General features: G+C 44.8%; 16 protein-coding genes. 10 read left to right on the top strand and 6 right to left on the bottom strand.

Annotated elements, in window-relative coordinates; all coding sequences use genetic code 11:
- Nucleotides 1-23 precede the first annotated feature (23 nt).
- From rpsB to frr, 4 genes are all read left to right on the top strand, one after another.
- The gene (gene rpsB, locus B9N89_RS18105) at nucleotides 24-803 is read left to right on the top strand and encodes a 30S ribosomal protein S2 (RefSeq protein ID WP_132321407.1); all 780 of its coding nucleotides are present in this window, start codon (nucleotides 24-26) and stop codon (nucleotides 801-803) included.
- Between the two features lie 124 nt (nucleotides 804-927).
- A complete protein-coding gene (gene tsf, locus B9N89_RS18100) occupies nucleotides 928-1824 on the top strand; it encodes a translation elongation factor Ts (protein WP_132321409.1) in 897 nt (298 codons plus the stop codon).
- A gap of 111 nt (nucleotides 1825-1935) precedes the next feature.
- Nucleotides 1936-2652 carry a UMP kinase gene (gene pyrH, locus B9N89_RS18095; protein ID WP_132321411.1) on the top strand — a complete coding sequence of 239 codons (717 nt, stop codon included), beginning with the start codon at nucleotides 1936-1938 and terminating at the stop codon, nucleotides 2650-2652.
- A gap of 18 nt (nucleotides 2653-2670) precedes the next feature.
- On the top strand, nucleotides 2671-3225 hold the full coding sequence (gene frr, locus B9N89_RS18090) for a ribosome recycling factor (RefSeq protein WP_132321413.1): 555 nt from the start codon (nucleotides 2671-2673) through the stop codon (nucleotides 3223-3225).
- On the opposite strand, the gene B9N89_RS18085 is transcribed toward frr, so the two are convergent.
- Nucleotides 3222-4358, bottom strand: a complete 1137-nt coding sequence (locus B9N89_RS18085; RefSeq protein WP_159455460.1) for a sigma-54 interaction domain-containing protein — start codon at nucleotides 4356-4358, stop codon at nucleotides 3222-3224. The two genes, frr and B9N89_RS18085, sit on opposite strands and share 4 nt — an antisense overlap.
- Before the next feature lie 336 nt (nucleotides 4359-4694).
- Between B9N89_RS18085 and B9N89_RS18080 the strand changes: the two genes are divergently transcribed.
- Nucleotides 4695-5795, top strand: coding sequence for a glycosyltransferase (locus B9N89_RS18080; protein ID WP_132321417.1), 1101 nt, complete (start codon nucleotides 4695-4697; stop codon nucleotides 5793-5795).
- Nucleotides 5792-7204, top strand: coding sequence for an undecaprenyl-phosphate glucose phosphotransferase (locus B9N89_RS18075; RefSeq protein ID WP_132321419.1), 1413 nt, complete (start codon nucleotides 5792-5794; stop codon nucleotides 7202-7204). Before B9N89_RS18080 ends, B9N89_RS18075 begins: the two co-directional genes overlap by 4 nt.
- Before the next feature lie 45 nt (nucleotides 7205-7249).
- On the opposite strand, the gene B9N89_RS18070 is transcribed toward B9N89_RS18075, so the two are convergent.
- Nucleotides 7250-7828 carry a hypothetical protein gene (locus B9N89_RS18070; RefSeq protein WP_207912312.1) on the bottom strand — a complete coding sequence of 193 codons (579 nt, stop codon included), beginning with the start codon at nucleotides 7826-7828 and terminating at the stop codon, nucleotides 7250-7252.
- 454 nt (nucleotides 7829-8282) lie between these two features.
- On the opposite strand from B9N89_RS18070, the gene B9N89_RS18065 reads away from it, so the two are divergent.
- The 4 genes from B9N89_RS18065 to hutF all read left to right on the top strand — a co-directional run bounded on the left by B9N89_RS18065 (nucleotide 8283) and on the right by hutF (nucleotide 11738).
- Entirely contained in the window at nucleotides 8283-8990 is a 708-nt protein-coding gene (locus B9N89_RS18065; RefSeq protein WP_159455459.1) for a response regulator transcription factor, read from the top strand.
- 9 nt (nucleotides 8991-8999) lie between these two features.
- A complete protein-coding gene (locus B9N89_RS18060; RefSeq protein WP_132321425.1) occupies nucleotides 9000-9380 on the top strand; it encodes an Hpt domain-containing protein in 381 nt (126 codons plus the stop codon).
- A gap of 172 nt (nucleotides 9381-9552) precedes the next feature.
- A complete protein-coding gene (locus B9N89_RS18055) occupies nucleotides 9553-10365 on the top strand; it encodes an N-formylglutamate amidohydrolase (RefSeq protein ID WP_132321427.1) in 813 nt (270 codons plus the stop codon).
- A 2-nt stretch (nucleotides 10366-10367) separates the two neighbouring features.
- Nucleotides 10368-11738: a formimidoylglutamate deiminase gene (gene hutF / locus B9N89_RS18050; protein ID WP_132321429.1), complete on the top strand. Its 1371-nt coding sequence runs from the start codon at nucleotides 10368-10370 to the stop codon at nucleotides 11736-11738.
- On the opposite strand, the gene B9N89_RS18045 is transcribed toward hutF, so the two are convergent.
- The 4 genes from B9N89_RS18045 to B9N89_RS18030 are packed head-to-tail and all read right to left on the bottom strand — an operon-like array spanning nucleotide 11731 to nucleotide 17853.
- The gene (locus B9N89_RS18045) at nucleotides 11731-11991 is read right to left on the bottom strand and encodes a hypothetical protein (RefSeq protein ID WP_132321431.1); all 261 of its coding nucleotides are present in this window, start codon (nucleotides 11989-11991) and stop codon (nucleotides 11731-11733) included. The two genes, hutF and B9N89_RS18045, sit on opposite strands and share 8 nt — an antisense overlap.
- On the bottom strand, nucleotides 11988-13163 hold the full coding sequence (locus B9N89_RS18040) for a tetratricopeptide repeat protein (protein WP_132321433.1): 1176 nt from the start codon (nucleotides 13161-13163) through the stop codon (nucleotides 11988-11990). Before B9N89_RS18040 ends, B9N89_RS18045 begins: the two co-directional genes overlap by 4 nt.
- Before the next feature lie 10 nt (nucleotides 13164-13173).
- Nucleotides 13174-16260 carry a tetratricopeptide repeat protein gene (locus B9N89_RS18035; protein ID WP_132321435.1) on the bottom strand — a complete coding sequence of 1029 codons (3087 nt, stop codon included), beginning with the start codon at nucleotides 16258-16260 and terminating at the stop codon, nucleotides 13174-13176.
- Between the two features lie 18 nt (nucleotides 16261-16278).
- Nucleotides 16279-17853 (bottom strand): hypothetical protein, encoded by a 1575-nt coding sequence (locus tag B9N89_RS18030; RefSeq protein WP_132321437.1) that lies wholly within the window; start codon nucleotides 17851-17853, stop codon nucleotides 16279-16281.
- Nucleotides 17854-17858 lie beyond the last annotated feature (5 nt).

Genomic DNA, 17858 nt, shown 5'->3' with positions numbered 1-17858 from the left:
TCAAACCTTCGACAGGAGAGATTATGAGCGTTTCAGTTAATATGAAACAACTACTAGAAGCCGGTGTTCACTATGGTCACCAAACACGTCGCTGGAATCCGAAGATGTCTCAGTACATTTTTGGCGATCGTAACGGTATCCATATCATCGACCTTCAAAAAACAGTCAAGATGTTCCAAAAAGCTTGCGACTTCTTAGAAGGCGTCACAGCTAAAGGTGGTCACGTACTTTTCGTTGGAACAAAGCGTCTCGCTCGTGACCTCGTCAAAGAAGAAGCCTCACGCAGTAGCTCTTACTACATCAACTACCGCTGGCTCGGTGGAACACTCACCAACTTCCAAACGATTCGTCAAAGCATCCATAGACTTCGTAAAATCGAGCGCATGGAACAAGACGGCACCATCAACAAATTCACTAAAAAAGAAGCTCTTGGTCTCCGTCGTGAGCAAGAAAAACTAGAGCAAAACATCGGTGGAATCAAAGATATGCCTGGTGTACCAGCTGCAATCTTCGTTGTTGATGCGCACAAAGAAACCATCGCTATCAAAGAAGCAAAGCGCCTCGGTATCCCTGTAGTTGCGATTACGGATACAAACGCTGATCCAAGCCTCATCGACTACCCAATTCCGGGCAACGATGACAGCATCAAAGCACTTCAACTTTTCGTTGGAACCGCTGCTGAAGCTTGTCTTGCGGGTCGCGCCCAAGCTAAAGACCTTCCTGAAAAAGATGGTAAGGCGAAAGTTTCCTCTGGAACATTCCGCGATGACAAAGGCAACAAGGTCAACGTAGAAAAGAAGTAAGTTAGTAAGGCATGATGACCAGGAAAAAGTCCTGGTCAGCTGTCTGCTTTACCGATAATCTACAACCGCTATATGAAACCAAAGACCACAATACAATTATAAGAAATATGCTGGAGGTTCGATCATGTCAGTGACTGCTGCACAAGTGAAGGAACTACGCCAAAAAACAGGCGTTGGAATGATGGAATGTAAAAAAGCTCTGACTGAAACTGGTGGCGATATCGAAAAAGCCATTTTGTACCTTCGGGAGCGAGGCATGTCACGGGCTGCTAAGAAGGCAGACCGAGTCACTGCTGAAGGCCTTGTAAAGGTTGTTATCAGCGACGATCAGACTGCGGGCAGTGTGGTTGAAGTCAACTGCGAAACTGACTTTGTGAGTAAAAACGAAGACTTCATTAAATTCATTGATCAAGTTGCGAAGCTTGCTCTCGATAATAGCGTAAACGACATCGATCAGCTAAAAGCACTCGACATGGACGGCAAATCAGTTGGCGATACTCTTACCAGCTTGATCGCAACCATCGGTGAAAACCTAAACCTTCGTCGCGTGGCAACTCTAAAAGCTGCCAACGGTGTTGTTTCTGGATACACTCACATGGGTGGTAGAATCGGCACATTGGTTCTTCTAGAAGGCGCTACTGGAGAAGACGTACAAGAAGTAGGTAAAGACCTCGCAATGCATGCTGCCGCTGCTTCTCCTCGTTACTTGAAGAGCGACGATGTAAACCCTGCAGAAGTCGAGCAGGAAAAAGAGCTAGGCAAGAAGAAGCTTCTTGAGCAAGGCAAGCCTGAGAACATGATCGAAAAGATTCTTGTTGGCCAAATTAACAAGTTCTACAAAGAGATCTGTCTTGTTGAGCAGGCCTTCGTTAAAGACCCCAACTATACAGTGAAGAAGTTGGTCGACGAAAAAGGCAAAGGCGCTGAGCTTTCTGCTTATGTCCGCTTCCAACTTGGTGAGGGCATCGAAAAGAAACAAGAAAACTTTGCTGAAGAAGTTGCAGCACAGTTGAAAAGCTAAAAACAGCGACCCTTTAAGGGTCGCTTTTTTTTGGGTAACGATCGATCACAAAGCTCTTGGGTCCAGTAAGAAAAATCTTGCTGGACCCAAGCTTCATCACGCGAGGGTAAGATGGGGAAACCAGTATTTAAGCGGGTCATGTTAAAGCTTTCTGGAGAGATGCTAGGAGGCGAAAAGGGTTTTGGTATCGAAGGTGATGCTCTTTCGTTCATTGCTGGGGAAATCGCCGAAGCGCAAAAGCTTGGGGTAGAGGTTTCAGTGGTGATCGGTGGTGGCAATATTTGGCGTGGCTCAACAGCAGCCGGTTGGGATATGGAAAGAGCCAATGCTGACTACATGGGTATGCTTGCTACGGTAATTAATGGTCTTGCACTTCAAGGTATTCTAGAAACCAAATACAATGTTTACAGCCGGGTCATGACGGCGATTCACATGCAAGAGTTGGCAGAGCCTTACATTCGTCGCAAAGCCACGAAGCATCTCGCCAAGGGTCGGGTGGTGATTTTTGCAGGCGGCACTGGCAATCCATACTTCACAACCGACACAGCGGCTAGTTTGAGAGCCCGTGAAGTCGGCGCCGACGTCATTTTAAAAGCAACAAAAGTGGATGGCATCTACGATCGCGACCCGACAAATGACCCGACTGCGAAAAAGTTTGAAAAACTAACCTATCTCGATGTAATTTCGAAAAAGTTGAAAGTTATGGACGCAACATCCATCACCATGTGTATGGAAGCAGGAATTCCCATTTGCGTCTTTAAGTTGGACCAACCAGGCTGTGTTTCCAATGCGATTACCGGCCAGTCGGAAGGTACATTAGTACAGTAATTAGAAAAGGTGAACTAGATGGACGACGTTGTCAATAAATGTCAAGCAGACATGGAAAAACGCCTTAAGGGCTTTGAAACAGATCTTACTCGCGTACGAACCGGACGCGCATCGATCTCTGTCTTAGATGGAGTCAAAGTAGAATACTATGGCACACCAACCCCTCTCAACCAAGTTGGCACGCTATCGACTCCAGATGCTCGCACGATCGTCATCTCCCCTTTTGAGAAGAACCTGATTCAAGAGATCGAAAAGTCGATTATGAAAGCCGACCTCGGCTTACAGCCCACAAATGACGGGGTTGTCATCCGTATTCCGATTCCTCAGCTCACTGAAGAACGCCGCAAGGATATTGTAAAGCAGCTTAAAAAGATGGCCGAAGATGCCAAGGTATCCATTCGTCATATCCGACGAGATTCGAACGATGCCATCAAAAAGGCTGAAAAAAACAAAGAGCTGACTGAAGACGATAGCAAGCAGTTACAGCAAGATGTTCAAAAGCACACAGACGCTTACATCAAGAAAGTTGATGATCGCTTAGCTGTGAAAGAAAAAGAAGTGATGAAAGTTTAAAGCTCTCGCGATGGAGAGTTTAAAGGAGCCAACTTGCGCTTCTTTATTCTCTCAACGAGAGTCGTGCGATTAAGGCCCAATAGCTTTGCTGCACGGTTCTTGTTGTTACCAGTTCTTTCCAGTGCCTGGAGTATCAGACTGTTTTCAAGTTGCTCGATATATTCGGTAAGATTGATCCCAAGTTCGGGCAAATCCCCCTCGGGAGCTGCCTTATCCACACTTGAAACAGGATCTTGTTGAATCTGGCTCTCAAGAGTTTTGGTAACCTTAGGCTCATCAATTTTACCGTGCCGATATTCAGGAGGCAGGTCGTCGACCGCGATACGCCCCCCTCCTGTAATCACTACCAAACGCTCCACCAAATTTTGCAACTCTCTGACGTTACCTGGCCAACGGTGATTTTGCAGGACTTGATAGACCTCTGGCTGGAAGTAGGCTGGGTTCATGAAATTGTGCTGCTTATTACTCTCTTCCAGAAAGTGATTCAACAGAACGGAAATATCTTCTTTACGCTCGTGAAGCGCTGGGACGCGAACAGGCAGAACATTGAGACGGTAGAATAGATCTAAGCGGAAGTCCTTATCCGCAACAGCCTTTTCCAAATTGACATTGGTTGCTGCAACAACTCTAACATCAGCAAACTTAGTTTCATTGGACCCTATGGGAGAAAATTGCTTTTCTTGCAAGACTCGTAGCAGCTTGGCCTGTAGGCGCCAGGGCATATCACCGATTTCATCTAGGAAAATTGTGCCGCCATGAGCTTCCTCAAAGTAGCCCTTGCGACGAGATTCCGCTCCAGTAAAGGCTCCTTTAACATGGCCAAAAAGCTCTGACTCCAGAAGGTTTTCTGGGATCGCACTACAATTAATCGCAACAAAGCGCCGTGACACGCGCTGAGATAAGCGATGAATCGCTCTGGCAATTAGCTCTTTCCCTGTGCCAGACTCGCCGTTAATAAGAACAGGGCTATCCGAGCGCGCAACTTTCCCGACAGTTTGAAGCACTCGATCCATGGCCTGACTCTGACCTTTTATTTCGCTTAGTGTATGACGAATGTTTTGAAGGCTAGAAGTCAAGGAAGCACTGCTATCACTCGATGAAAGGAAGTGGTGCGCGTTGTTAAATTTCGTCATATCTACACCCATAGAGATGTCCATGCCTCCAAATGTGCATTACCGTTGATAAAACTAAACCAGAATTGGTTGTCTTGGATTCTCTAAATCATCTAACTTTCGTTTTCATGAGGAAGGAGCCTGTGGCCTCTTTGATCTAGTGATGCTCGCTTGAGAATATCAAGTGGCTTACTCTTTAATTCTATCAACCACCTTAACTTGACGCAATAGCAGCACCCCTGTCCCAAACGGGAATTGACAGGAGCTTCATCAAAACCTAGATAAACACTAAATTTTTGCTGCGATTTTATATCAGGGAAAGCATAATGAAACCCTTGTGGATCGATAGGTAGAGCGATGAAAGTAGCATTTGTACATGATTGGTTGGTCACCTATCGCGGGGGTGAGAAAGTCCTAGAGGCGATGCTGGAGCTATTTCCAGATGCGCCAGTTTTTACATTATTCTATGACAAGGATCAGATGCCACCCAGCATCGCAGAACGGACGGTTTACTACCCAAAGTGGTTAAACCGATTTAAGAGGCTCCGAAAGCTATGGCTCCCTCTTTATCCGTCCATAATTGAGTCCTTGCCTTTAGAAGACTATGACCTGATCATCAGCACCTCATCATGTGTTGCCAAAGGCGCAATTCCTGGCCCCCGATCAAAGCATCTCTGCTATATCCATTCCCCGATGCGATATATCTGGGATCAGCGCTCGTACTATTTGAAGCCATTGGCCCGCTTTCCATTTGTTTCGGGGATCATTCACACGCTTAGCACACGGCTGCGCATGTGGGATACCTTATCGAGCCACCGGGTGGATCAATTCATTTCCAATAGCCAATTTGTCAAGGAGCGAGTCCACAAGTACTATGGCCGAGGCTCTGAAGTCATCCCACCACCTGTTGACGTAGAACGCTTTCAAGCCAAAGGCATGGCAGCACCTATCAAAAGCCCCTATTTTCTAGCAGCCGGGGCTTTTGTATCCTATAAAAGGTTCGATCTAGCGATTGAGGCCTGTGAAGCTGCAGGGTTAACTTTGGTTGTTGCTGGCTCTGGCCCCGATGAAGCTCGACTTCGAAAGCTGGCTGGCCCGAATACCAAATTTATGATCAAGCCAGATCAACAAACTTGGCAATCCCTGATGAGTCAGGCAGAAGCCCTGATCTTCCCAGGGATTGAAGATTTTGGGATCGTTGGAATCGAGGCCATTTCAGCTGGAACGCCCCTGATTGCATTTCGCGACGGTGGGGCTTTGGACTTTGTCCAGCCAGGAGTCACGGGCCAATTTTTTGAGCAGCTATCTAAGGAATCGTTGCAACAAACTCTAGAGGCATTTGATCCCAAGCAGTTCGATTCCAAGGCGATGCAAGACTTCGCTAGCGGCTTTACCAAGCAAAAGTTCCAGGAGCGTATCATGTCTCAGATTACTCAACTCACGGGAGCCTCTTCTTGAAGTCTCGTAGTTCATATATTTTCAGTCTATTCTTTATTGGTTTTGACCTTATATCTCTTGTCCTAGCCTGGATTTGTGCGTTTTATATTCGTTTTTACACCGTCTTCGATAGCCCTCTTGGCATTCCAGCTTCGAGTCTATATTTCAAATTGATTCCGTTTATATTGGCCATATGGATATTGGTCACTACTCTAGGCGGCATGTATCGACGTATTGGGCTGCACCAGTCGCGACTCGGTTATTTAGCTGATATGGTCCAAAGCTCAGTGTACTTTGTGCTCGGCCTCATTGCCTTCAACTATTTTTACGAGGAGTATCGTTACTCCCGGTTAACTTTACTTATTTTTAGTCTGGTCTTACCCCTATTTCTGATTATAGGCCGGAAGCAGGCAGCCACCTTAAGTCGCTACTATCGTGTGCGACAACGTAAAAAGAAGGTGCTTCTTCTCGCTTCTGGACGGGGGCTACAGAGCTTCATAAGCAGTGGTCACTTTCGCTATGACTCCGAACTTATTGGGATCATGATCCCCGACCATCCTTCACAGCAGGAAGACCTCGACTTCTGCCAGAAGCATGGCTTTCAAACGTTTCCACCTTGTCGTCATCACTGGGCTGACTTCTTCATGACTCACCCTTGTGAATCTGTAGTCGTTGCTTTACCTCACAGTCAGTATCAATACCTAGAGGACCACTTAGATCAAATTTCCGATCAGGTAGCGGATATAAAGATCATTCCCGATGTGCTGAAGTATACTCGATTCAATACCGGGATCGATATGATGGGTAACACTCCGGTCATACACATCCACGATAGCCCTCTAACAGGCTTTAACTGCCTTGTGAAGCGCACAACGGATATTCTGGGTGCAGCGATTGCTCTTCTCATATTTGCACCTGTGATGGTTGCAATAGCAATCCTAGTGCCCCTAAGTTCCCGCGGGCCAATTCTTTATCGTCAGAAGAGAATGGGGCTCGACGGTCGAACCTTCGACTGCTTAAAATTTCGATCGATGCCAGTTGATGCTGAAGCTCAGACAGGAGCGGTTTGGGCTAAAGCCGGAGACAACCGGGCCACTCCATTTGGCTCTTTTTTGCGACGGACAAGCTTGGATGAATTACCCCAACTCCTGAACGTCATTCGCGGGGACATGAGCTTGGTAGGTCCTCGCCCCGAAAGGCCTATATTCGTGAATGAGTTCCGTAAGGAAGTTCCAGGCTACATGCTACGACACAAGGTTAAGACTGGGATTACCGGCTGGGCTCAAGTCAATGGCTGGCGTGGCAGTACCAGCATCGAAAAGAGAATCGAATGTGATCTCTACTACATTCAGAACTGGTCTTTTTGGTTAGATGTAAAGATTCTATTTATGACTGTGGAAGAAGTACTGATTGGTCGTAACGCCTATTAGAGGCTTCAACGACAAAAAAAGAGGCTTTTGAAGCCTCTTTTTTAATTATTGATATTGTTCGTTAAAGAACTTTCGTGCTCGCCTAAAGTAGTCATCGTAGTCTACCTGAGGCCTTGAGTTATCTGGGATCGAGCGATACATCACGCTGTCCTTCGAAGTATCGTGCCCCATTTGAAAGCCATGTCCCACTTCGTGACAAAACAAATGGTAGAGGTGACGCCATTGGCCAGAAGCCTTTTCATACCGAGAATCCATCTTGCTTCGAAAGTTTTCCAAGTCGAAGTCAATTTCCATAGTATGCATCACTGTTTTTTGTAGCGACGAATTGCTTGGCAAGAGGTCACGACCTTCTTGAGAGGTGATCGTGATCCATTGGCCTAGGCCCAGTTTATTATCTCGTGCCCGAAGTCCACTGATAAAGCGAATATAAGAGTTTGCATCTTCTTGCTCATCAACGATGGTAAGTGCCTCCGCTCCGAAATCGCTGTTGTATTCATCAGCTAGTTCGTAAACAGTTTCTCGGACTTCATCATCATTGGTTTCAATATAGACTCGAAAGTCTTTGATATGAGTGGTGGTATAAGATGAACCGCAAGATGTGAATAATAGGGATAGTAGTCCCATAAAAGGGATCGATGGTAAAAGCTTCATAACAACAACAACCTCAGCAAGTAACAACAGCAAATAACAGCAACAACAACAGAAAGAGTAGGTAGTATCTCCTTGTGGGAGATAGCGCCAATATGAAGCATTAGAGCTTAAATGTCAAGCCAAATTGGTATATTTTTGGAGATTTGTCAAAATTTCCTCTATCCACTTTAAATCATGCAGCTTTTGCGCCGGTCTTAGCAGCCTAATCAAGCTAAAAAGATTACCGCTCCTATGAAACTCTAACCAATAGGCGCTAATTCCCAATACTGTTACAATTCTGAAAAAATTTTAATCGGTTTGATTCTAGAGGTTTAATTGCAATACTTACCTGTCATTCACAGAAAATTCTTCCTTGGATTAAGAATTCCGTGGGTAGGACCGATCTCCTTCCATGTATGAAAGATTAACCTACCGGAGAGATCAGGCTATGAAAGGGAACCCTGAAGATACCTATACCATCACTCTTGATGATGATGTGATGGTCCATCAGATTATCGAAAAGTCTACGAAAATTAAGACGATCGGTATCCAAGACCCGCAGGAGCTGTTAGATCGCTTGGAAGAGCTACAACCTGTTGGAATTTTTATCGATATTCAGCTTGGCTCAACCAAAACAGGCTTGGATGTACTGCCAAATGTCCGAAGTCATTGGCCTTTCTGTCCGATCTTGGTTATCACAGGCACTCCTACTGAGCAGTCTATTAGTAAGGCGCTGAACTCAGGAGCTGATGACTTTGTACGTAAACCCCTTATCCCAGACGAAGTTAACGCCAGACTGAAGCTGAGAATGGCAGATGCTGCCCAGAAAGCGGCTAAGGAAGTTGTCGAGTTCGGTGATATAGTCATCGATTCCGCTCATCGTACCGTTGAAGGACCGTCAGGGAAGCGATTTGCGTCACCAATCGAGATCAACTTACTCGCAACTCTGGCCAACACTGAAGGCTCCATTGTGGAGAAGGATGCTCTCAAGATGCGCTGCTGGGGACAAATTAAAGTGACCGATAATGCGCTGCATCGCAAGCTTCACGCTGTACGGCAGCTACTGAGAGACGTCTCTACGAATGTTGTGATCGAAACCAAATATGGAGTTGGCTTCGCACTTAAGTATAACCCGCCTCTTGAGGCTGCCTCCTAAGGAGCTTTTATGAGTGTAGCAGTCCGTAAAGAACAGTTTGAAGACCATCCCATCTTGGATGCAGCAAAGCTCCAATCCATCAAAGATCTAGCAGACGGCGATGACGAGTTTTTTTCTGAACTTACCGATCTATTTTTCGAGCGCGCGCCGCTCCTCCTTGGTGAAATGCAATCCTCATTGAGTGAAGCTGACGCCGGAAAATTCGAGCGTTCATCCCATGCACTCAAAGGGACTTCTGGTAATCTTGGAGCTATGAAAATGATGAAAATCTGTGAAGAGCTTGAAACCATGGGGCGCAACAATAGCCTTGATGGAGCACAAGACTTACTCGACGAACTTCAACAGATCTACCCTCTTACTGAAAAAGAACTCAAAGACCACTGGCTTTAAGCCAAACATTCCTTTCACAGCTAATTCAAGCATCAACCGGATTGTTGGTGCTTTTTTTTTCTCTGTTTTCTATGATGCCACCAAAGTGGCTGACCAAATCGTACAGTCACTTTTCTAAAAAATTTTGACCCATACAACGAATGCACACTGAATAAATATAGGGTTCTGCCGTATGACAACACCACAATCCTTTCACCTAAAGAAACCCAAAGATCATAGCTCCATTCCTATCGTAATCAGTGCCCCTCACGTAGGGCTGGATTTCCCTGATGAATTAAAAGACTACTTCCCCCACGAGATTATCAATCAACCCGATGATACTGATTGGTATGTGGATAGACTCTACGAGTTCGCTCCTCAACTAGGGATTACGGTCATTAGTGCCAAATACTCTCGTTATGTCATTGACCTCAATCGTAGCCCCGAAGGTAAAAGTCTCTATAACGACGGCCGAACGGAAACTAGCCTAGTGCCAGTCAAAGACTTCTCAGGAACATCGCTCTACTCCCACTCAAATAACGAACCTGACAATGATGAAATTCAACGTCGCTTGAATCTGTACTACCAACCCTACCATCAAGAACTTGCATCAATACTGGGCGAGAAAAAAGAACGCTTTGGCAAGGTTCTACTCTACGAAGCTCACTCTATTCGCCGACATGTGCCGCTCATTAGAACCCGACCATTTCCAGATTTGATTCTTGGTGACAACCAAGGATCGAGCTGTGATCGTCTGATCAGTCAATGCTTTAAGGATAGCTTGGAAACATCCCCCTACCACTTAAGCTACAATGATCCATTTCAAGGAGGCTTCCTTACTAGAAATTGGGGCAAGCCAGACCAGAACTTTCATAGCATCCAGATGGAGATATCACAGGATCTATATCTGGATGAATCAAACTACTTATGGCAAGATCCTAAAGCTAATAAACTTAGTGAAACGCTTCAAAAAGCCTTTGAAAACTTAATCAAACGGTGGTGCTAGACATGACTAAGATCCGTATAGAAAAACTCTACTGGCAGGGTCAATGGTACAATCATCCCACAGTCACACTAGATTCTAAGGGCGTCATCACATCCTTCGACAAGAAAAGTTCAAGCGTCGTTGATGAAGAGTGGCTAGGCTATATGATTCCGGGTATCTGTAATGCTCATTCCCATAGTTTCCAATATGCTATGGCTGGACTAGCTGAAAAATCAATTCCTGGAAAAAGCAATGATAACTTTTGGGCATGGCGCGACTCCATGTACCGACTCGCTAATGCCCTAGACCCTGAATCCGTAACTGCTATAGGGCGTGCCGTCTTTAGTGCTATGCTCGAAGCCGGCTACACCTCGGTTGTAGAGTTTCATTATGTTCACCACCAAGCTGATGGCAATTCATATCAACGAAAACATGAGCTAGGGCTTTGCCTTGCAGAAGCAGCTACAGATGTTGGAATTGATTTGATCCTAGTGCCAGTTTATTACAATCAAGGGGGCCTAGGAAAGCCTGTATCGCAGTCTCAACGTCGGTTCTATTTTGATTCCGTAGAGTCTTACCATGACTTACTGGATCAATTAAACCGTGACCTTCCTCAAGGTGTCAGCCTCGGACAAGGTGTTCATTCGGTGAGAGCGGCACTACCTGAGGATATACTGAGTATCTTAACCGGCGCTCCCCACTGCCAAGGACCTCGACACTTACACATTGCTGAACAAATGGTAGAAGTGAACGAGTTTCAAAGCTTAGTTGGGAAGAGGCCAGTGGAATGGCTGCTAGAGCATACGTCAAATGAAAAGTTGAGTCTCGTGCACGCAACCCACCTCACAAGAGAGGAAACCCGTGAGCTTGCCCTCTCATCTCATTGTGTTGTGATTTGTCCCACAACTGAGGCCAATCTTGGTGATGGAATTTTTCCGCTAGATTCTTTCATCAGCTCAGAGGGGCAATGGGCTATCGGTTCCGATTCCCATATTCAAGTATCTCCTTTCCGAGAGCTTGAGTCCGTTGACTATCACCTCCGCCTTACTAAAGAGCTTCGAAATCCGCTTCTCTTCGATCAGCATCAAAATAGTGGTAAGTTGCTATTTGATAGGGCACTCGAAGGTTCTGAAATCGCAGGCTCGATTCAGGGTCAGTTCGAAATTGGCCAACGCTTCAACGGCATCGTTCTAGATGCTAGTCATCCTGTACTCGTGGGCAAACCCGATGATGACCTGCTATCGGCGATAATTTTTGGTCATGATTCAAGAATGATCAAGCGAGTCGTCATGAACGGCCAAGTACTCGTAGAGAGTGGTATGCACAAGAAGCAGGATTCTATACGCCAACAGTATCGTGAAACAATGGCACGCATTCAGACTCATTTTACTTAACAATAGCTTTCACAGCCGCCTTTGAGTTTCTCAGTCGATCACGAAAATTGGAGCGCAGTTGCACCATCGATTGAAGGCTTTGCTTATTACGGCCTTGAAGAAAAAACCCAGAGGGCGCCTTCATCTTGCCATCGATGGACGCTGAGTCAAAGTCCATCTCGGTGACAAACTTTTCGATCTTTTGATCTTCTTTGTCTTGGGCAAGGCCTTCTGCCGCGAAGAAGATGCTAAGTAATATCAGAGTTTGTTTCATTCTATTAACGCCTTTTCAAGTGATTCAATATCGTCTCCACTATATGCGGGAGGCTTCGGTTCTTCTTTTTTCTTCTCTTGTTTGGGGGTAGCGTTAACTTTTGGCCTTGAGGCTTGAGATGGAGGATTGGCCTCCTTCTGGATAGCAGGCCTCTTTGCTTTAGGTCTCTCTACTTCTTTTAGGACATCTTCATCTTCCGACAAGGCCGCGTTTTTCGTCATAGGTTGATCCAACTGAGCACTCATTTCTTGGATCTCAGAGTCTGACACTGTTTCTCCCATCATATCTTTTTTAGCTCGGAGTCTCTCGATCATAGCAAATACTTCCTTGTTGTCTTGGCGCTTGGCATAGTTCGAGGAAAGGTAGCTCTTCAAATGTGAAAGTGAATCATCATAGTCCTTTTGCTTTTCCGCTAAAACAGCAAGGTTGTATGTGGCTAAAGCATTGCCAGGATCAACATCCAGTACATCTTTGTATAAGTCTGAAGCTTGTTCGTACTGCCCCCGTGATGCCTTTATGATTCCTAGATGAAGTTTGGCATCAACATGATCAGGCATTGACTTTAGGACTCTCTCAAACTGTACTGAGGCCGCATCCACCTGCCTGTAGTAAACATAGAGCACACCTAGATTCATTCTAGTTGCAATATCTCCTGGATTGTATTTAAGCGATTGCTTGAAAAAGTTCATGGCGTAGGCTGGCCGATCGTTTTTGAGAGCCACCAAAGCCTTCAGATTCAAGGCTGTACTATTCTTTTCTGCAGCCCGGCCCATGCTATTGAGGATAATTTCAGTCATATCCGTGTAGCCTCTGCGATAGTAGATTTGAGCCAGGATGAGCTTCGCATCTTGGTTCTTCAAATCTCTTCGAAGTGCTCGGCGACAGAAGTCTTCAGCTTTTTTGTAGTTACCTTGGGCAAGATAGACTTGTGACAAATTGAGTAAGGACTTCACATCCTTAATATTCTCTTTGAGACTTGTTTTTAGATTTGAACGAACATCATTCAGAATTCCGTTCTTATGGAGAGCATAGACCGCACTGCCATCATCTGATTGACTTTGAACCTCTACCTGCTTGCGAGACTTATCGACATTCGCAATATAGCTCGTCGTTTGACAGGAGGAGGCCAGCACTCCCAAGCCAAGTATGCATATGGACTTCAATAACTTCATTACACCCTCCCTAATTTCCTAACTGAGCCACTTCTTCTTGCCAGAGAAGCTGGTGGGACAGATAGCTTGCTTCGACGTTTCGCTCGTTAACTAAGGGGTACTTTTCTTCGTTGATGATGGACATCTTTGCTCGGGCAAGACGAGTCCAGTTTGTAAATGTCTGAACTTCTTTCGACCTAACATAAGACATCTCATAGTATTTCTCGGCTTCCTCTTTCAAGGGAAATGCGACTTTTTCGATGGAGGATCGATACTGGTCAATTTCGAGTTGGCTGGCCCCTTTGGGTGCTGGTGCCGACAACAGCTCATCTGCGAAATTTTCATGCATCTCTGCAACTCGATACAGGGATGCTACAGTGTATTCACCGCTGGCTAGATCAATAACTTTCTGATACTGGGACACAATCGATTTCAAACGATTCTGCTTGAACTTTACATCCCTTTCTATTTTCTTCGCGCTGCTAATTCCCATAGCCTGGAATTTTGTAAAATCCCGATTGAGATCATTGAACATTGCTCGGGCTATGATTCGCCTAGCATCAAATGCCGGTGGTGAGTCTTTTTGTATCAGCTTATCGTACAGTTTTGCAAAGAGCTTCATACCGCCAGGCCGATTGCCATGGTTGTATTGAATCTCTGCTGACCGTGCCATGGAATGAACGTAGGTCTCTGAATTTACATCATGCTGCCATGCATGTTTCTGAAAATAACGAACTGCTTGATTGTAATTTTTCTCTTTTTCGTAGAGATCCGCTATTTCGTAGAGAGCATCCCGGGCTAACTTATCCTTGGGATAAAACTTAATGTATCGTTTGTAAAGGCTTATAGCTTCTTGATTCTGTTTTAAACCTTTATTCAATGTAGCTGCATTATAAAGTGTCACTCTTGACTCTTTGTCTTTTGGATAAGACTTAGCAAACTTCTCGAAGTATATCGCTGCATCTTTAAAATCGGCTAAGGCTTCATGGGACTGAGCAATATCCAAGACTGTAGTTTTCACATGCTTCGATCGCGGATAGGCCTGTAGAAGCTTCTTACCCTTACTGATGGCATCCTCTACCTTACCATCTTTGTAGTAATTGAGTGTTGCGTTATATAGCGCATCATCGGCATTTTTTGCTTTAGGAAATTCCTCTTGATAAGCCACAAAGGCTTTCGCCGAGTCTGAGAACTTTCTCTGCTTGCTATAGCGCACGGCCTGCCCAAAGAGGCTATCACGAAGAGTTCGCTGTAAATCAATCCGCAACTTGGAATTGATAATATTTTTATTTGCCAGAAACTCTCGACAAACTGCAATCAGTTCATCCCACTGCTTCTTCTCTGTATAGTATCCTAAGATCATCTTAACAGAGGACTTCCCTTGTTTCGTTTTAGGTATATCTTTGACAATCGATTCAAAGCGACCGAGTGAGTCCTTGTAATGACCATATTCAAATAGTGTGAAGGCAGCAGTATATCTCATCGGGTGACCTTGTTTATCCCCCGGAAGGAGTTTCACGAAGTTGTCGAGCATCTTGATGTACTTTACTTTTACCTTGGGAACTCCCATTGGCTTATTCACTTGGCCTAGAGGTGGTAGCTTTGCATATTTCTGCTTATCATCAATCTTCTTCATTGCCGCAACTGCAGACACGGCTGATTTATGTCTATACTTACCATCTTCTTGAGATACTATGTAATATTCATCGGCAGCCTTATCAAAGTTGCCAAAGTGAAAGTGAATTTCTGCCAGATAATAGCGTAGTTCGTAGGCTTCATCAGCCTTCGGAAAACTATTTAGATAGAGATTGTAAAGTGCCAGAGCTGCGATTAGATATGGCTTTTTATCGCCTTTCATACCTTTATTGTGATAGAGCGTCCCGTATCGATGAATGTTCTTTTTAGTCTTCTCTTCTGCTTTCTTAACAGCTTCCTTATCTTGTTGGTTTGCTCTAGTCCAAACACTATCCTTAACATAAAGGTTCTCCATAGCTTCAAGATTTCTAACAACGTCTTTTAGATTGCCACGGCTATCGTGTATGGCGACCAAGGTAAGATAGATCTCAGGATTCCGTTCACGTGTTGGAGCCTCCCGTAGAAGTCGATTAAAAATCTTGATGGCTTTGTCTGCCTCGCCATTTTCAACATAAAGATTTCCCATACGCTCCAGCATGTCGTAAAATGCTTTGTTCTCACCAATTTTCTTAAAGTAATTTAATGCCTGATTGGTCCTTTGGTTCTCTGCGAATACCATAATGAGATCGTTGATAGCCTCTTGCTTGAGATCAAAGCCCCCTACTTTCCCCTTATCTCTCTCTGAGAGCTTTACAACAAGCATAAAAGCAGCAATCGCTTTATCAACAGCTTTTCTCTTGTTATCCATTCCTGTTGATTGATTGAAAAACGTCCAACCAAGCTTATAAACACCATAGGTATAAACCCTAGAATTTTTGTACTTCAGTACTGACTGATAGTATTTTTGTGCAAGGTTGAAATTCTGCTTGTAAAAGTAGTGTTCCCCTAATGCAAGATAGGCTTCTGGAAGATACTGTGAGTTAGGGTATTTTTGAATCAACTGCTTAAAGAAGAGCATCGAATTATCGTTTTCAAGTCGCAGGAGTGTTTTCGCTAATGAAAACATGGCAGCATCACTGCGTGGGTGGCGTGGATAGTCAGCGATCAATTTTCTGAAAGCTTCAACCGCCTTATAGAGCATAGCTTTTGATCGTTTGTAGGTAAGCTTGGGCTCTCGGCCCTTTTTAGTCTTCATCCATCGGTCATGTTTACGCTCGTACTCCCGGATCTCTAACTCGCGGATGTAGTCGTGACGCTCTGAATAGAGTTCGCCAAGGCGCAAGAAAAGCTCAAATTTCTGCTCATCTCTCATCTTGGCCTTTGTCAAATTCTTGATGGATTCGATAGTTTTAAGCCGCAAGTCATCAGCTTTTTGCAACGCCTCATCAGCGGCGTTCTTAGTATTGCCCGTCGCTAAGTATTTATCTAACTGCTCAGCATCAGGAGCCTTCCGATTCTTTTTGTTAGTTTTCCCATGAAGAACAGGAGTGCAAGTCAGGAGTGCGATAAGGAAAACAATTGATTTTCTTTTGAGCAACAACATTTACTTTTGATTCCTTCCTCAATTACATAAAGGATCGACATCGATGATTTGATAACCTACTTCGTCCCACCAGTACTCAAACTTATCATCCATCCAAGACTGGGTCTTTTCACTCCAGGTTTTCATCTTTCGAATATCGGCCACATTACGGACCTTATTGTCCGCATGTAACTCACGACCAAGTAGGTGTTCTTTTTGCCCCATAAGCAGCTCCAAATATAGGAACTGGGCTTGTGTATAAAGTTCAGCAAAGTGCTCATCGAGATAGCGAAGTTCTTTCAAATAGATACCGCCTAACTCATTGCGAATATTTAAGGCCAGATCTTCTAAACGACCAGTAAGTACAGAGGTTCCTTTTTGCATTCCAAAAACGCCCTTGGTGTTCACTCGATTAAGTTCTTCAAGAACACTAGCATACTGATTACGAATCAATAGCATCGCGTCTCGTTCTGCGGCCGTCTTAAGAACCTGTCTTGAAATTCCTAGGGAAGCACTTGAAACATCACTGATCAGATTTTCAAATACTTGGTAGGTCGTTTCAGGAGTTAGCTTTTGCCTTTCAAGAAATGACTTTAGGCCATCGACCGCTTCTGCATGCTGCTCAGCAAAATCAGCAAGGGCATTGCGGGCTTCATCATAGCGACACATCCAAAAGTAGACCATAGACTCTAGAATCTTACTTTCTGGGTTGTAGACACTTCTAAAGTAGGGGGAATGGGCGCCGTATAGCGAACCTAGCGCGTGCTTGGGTCGGCCGGACATGAACAGTGCCCAAGACTGCTCGAACAAGGAGTCGTAAAACAGAAGTGATGTCTTCGGAATTTTGCGATAGTGATAAGCCGAGCGAATAAACTTCTTTTGCTCATAATACATTCTGGCCAGAGCCATGTGAGCATAGTTAATCATGGTCTGCTTTTTTTCATCGGACAAGCTAGATACTTTCTGTGATGCGCTGCTGAGAATCGCCTTCAAACGAGCCTCGGCATCAGTATAAGCCCCATGTTCAATATTGATAATCGCAATCTGATACTGCGCAGGAAGGTAGAATCGATCCTGCATCTTAAGTTTCCGAAAGTATTCCCGAGCTAACATCACCTTATCTTTGTTCAGAAGGGCAGAGGCAACATAGTAATTCCAATCGTTTTCGAAGAACCTAGGATTTTCGTTCATTGCCATGTACTTCAGCGCAAGGCGATCCAGTACGTATTCAATAGGCTCATCCTCACTAGCTTTCGCGAGAATTTTCCAGGTGGTGGTATTAACCTTGTCGAGTGGCTTGTTGCTGATAATGATGCTCTCTGATGAGTAAAGGGAGGCCAAAATTGGATAGCCATTATTAGCGAGAAGCTGAGCTTGAACCGCTTTCACTCTACTGATCGCTGCAGGTGACATCTTACTGTAGTTTTTTGCCATTCGATTCAATAGGACCCAGGTTTTCTTTCCTGAGTTTTCGCCACGACGATACGCTTGAATCGTATCTTCAACCTTGTCATCAAACGAATTCTGACGCTGCTTTTTTTTGGCGAACACAGAACTCGTATTGAGCCCCGAAAGACCAATGACAAGCAGAATATAAAGTAACCTTAGACACATAGGTA

This window comes from Pseudobacteriovorax antillogorgiicola, assembly GCF_900177345.1.
GTDB lineage: Bacteria > Bdellovibrionota_B > Oligoflexia > Oligoflexales > Oligoflexaceae > Pseudobacteriovorax > Pseudobacteriovorax antillogorgiicola.
Note: the sequence above shows the minus strand (reverse complement) of the source record. Positions and strands in the feature narration are given on the sequence as shown.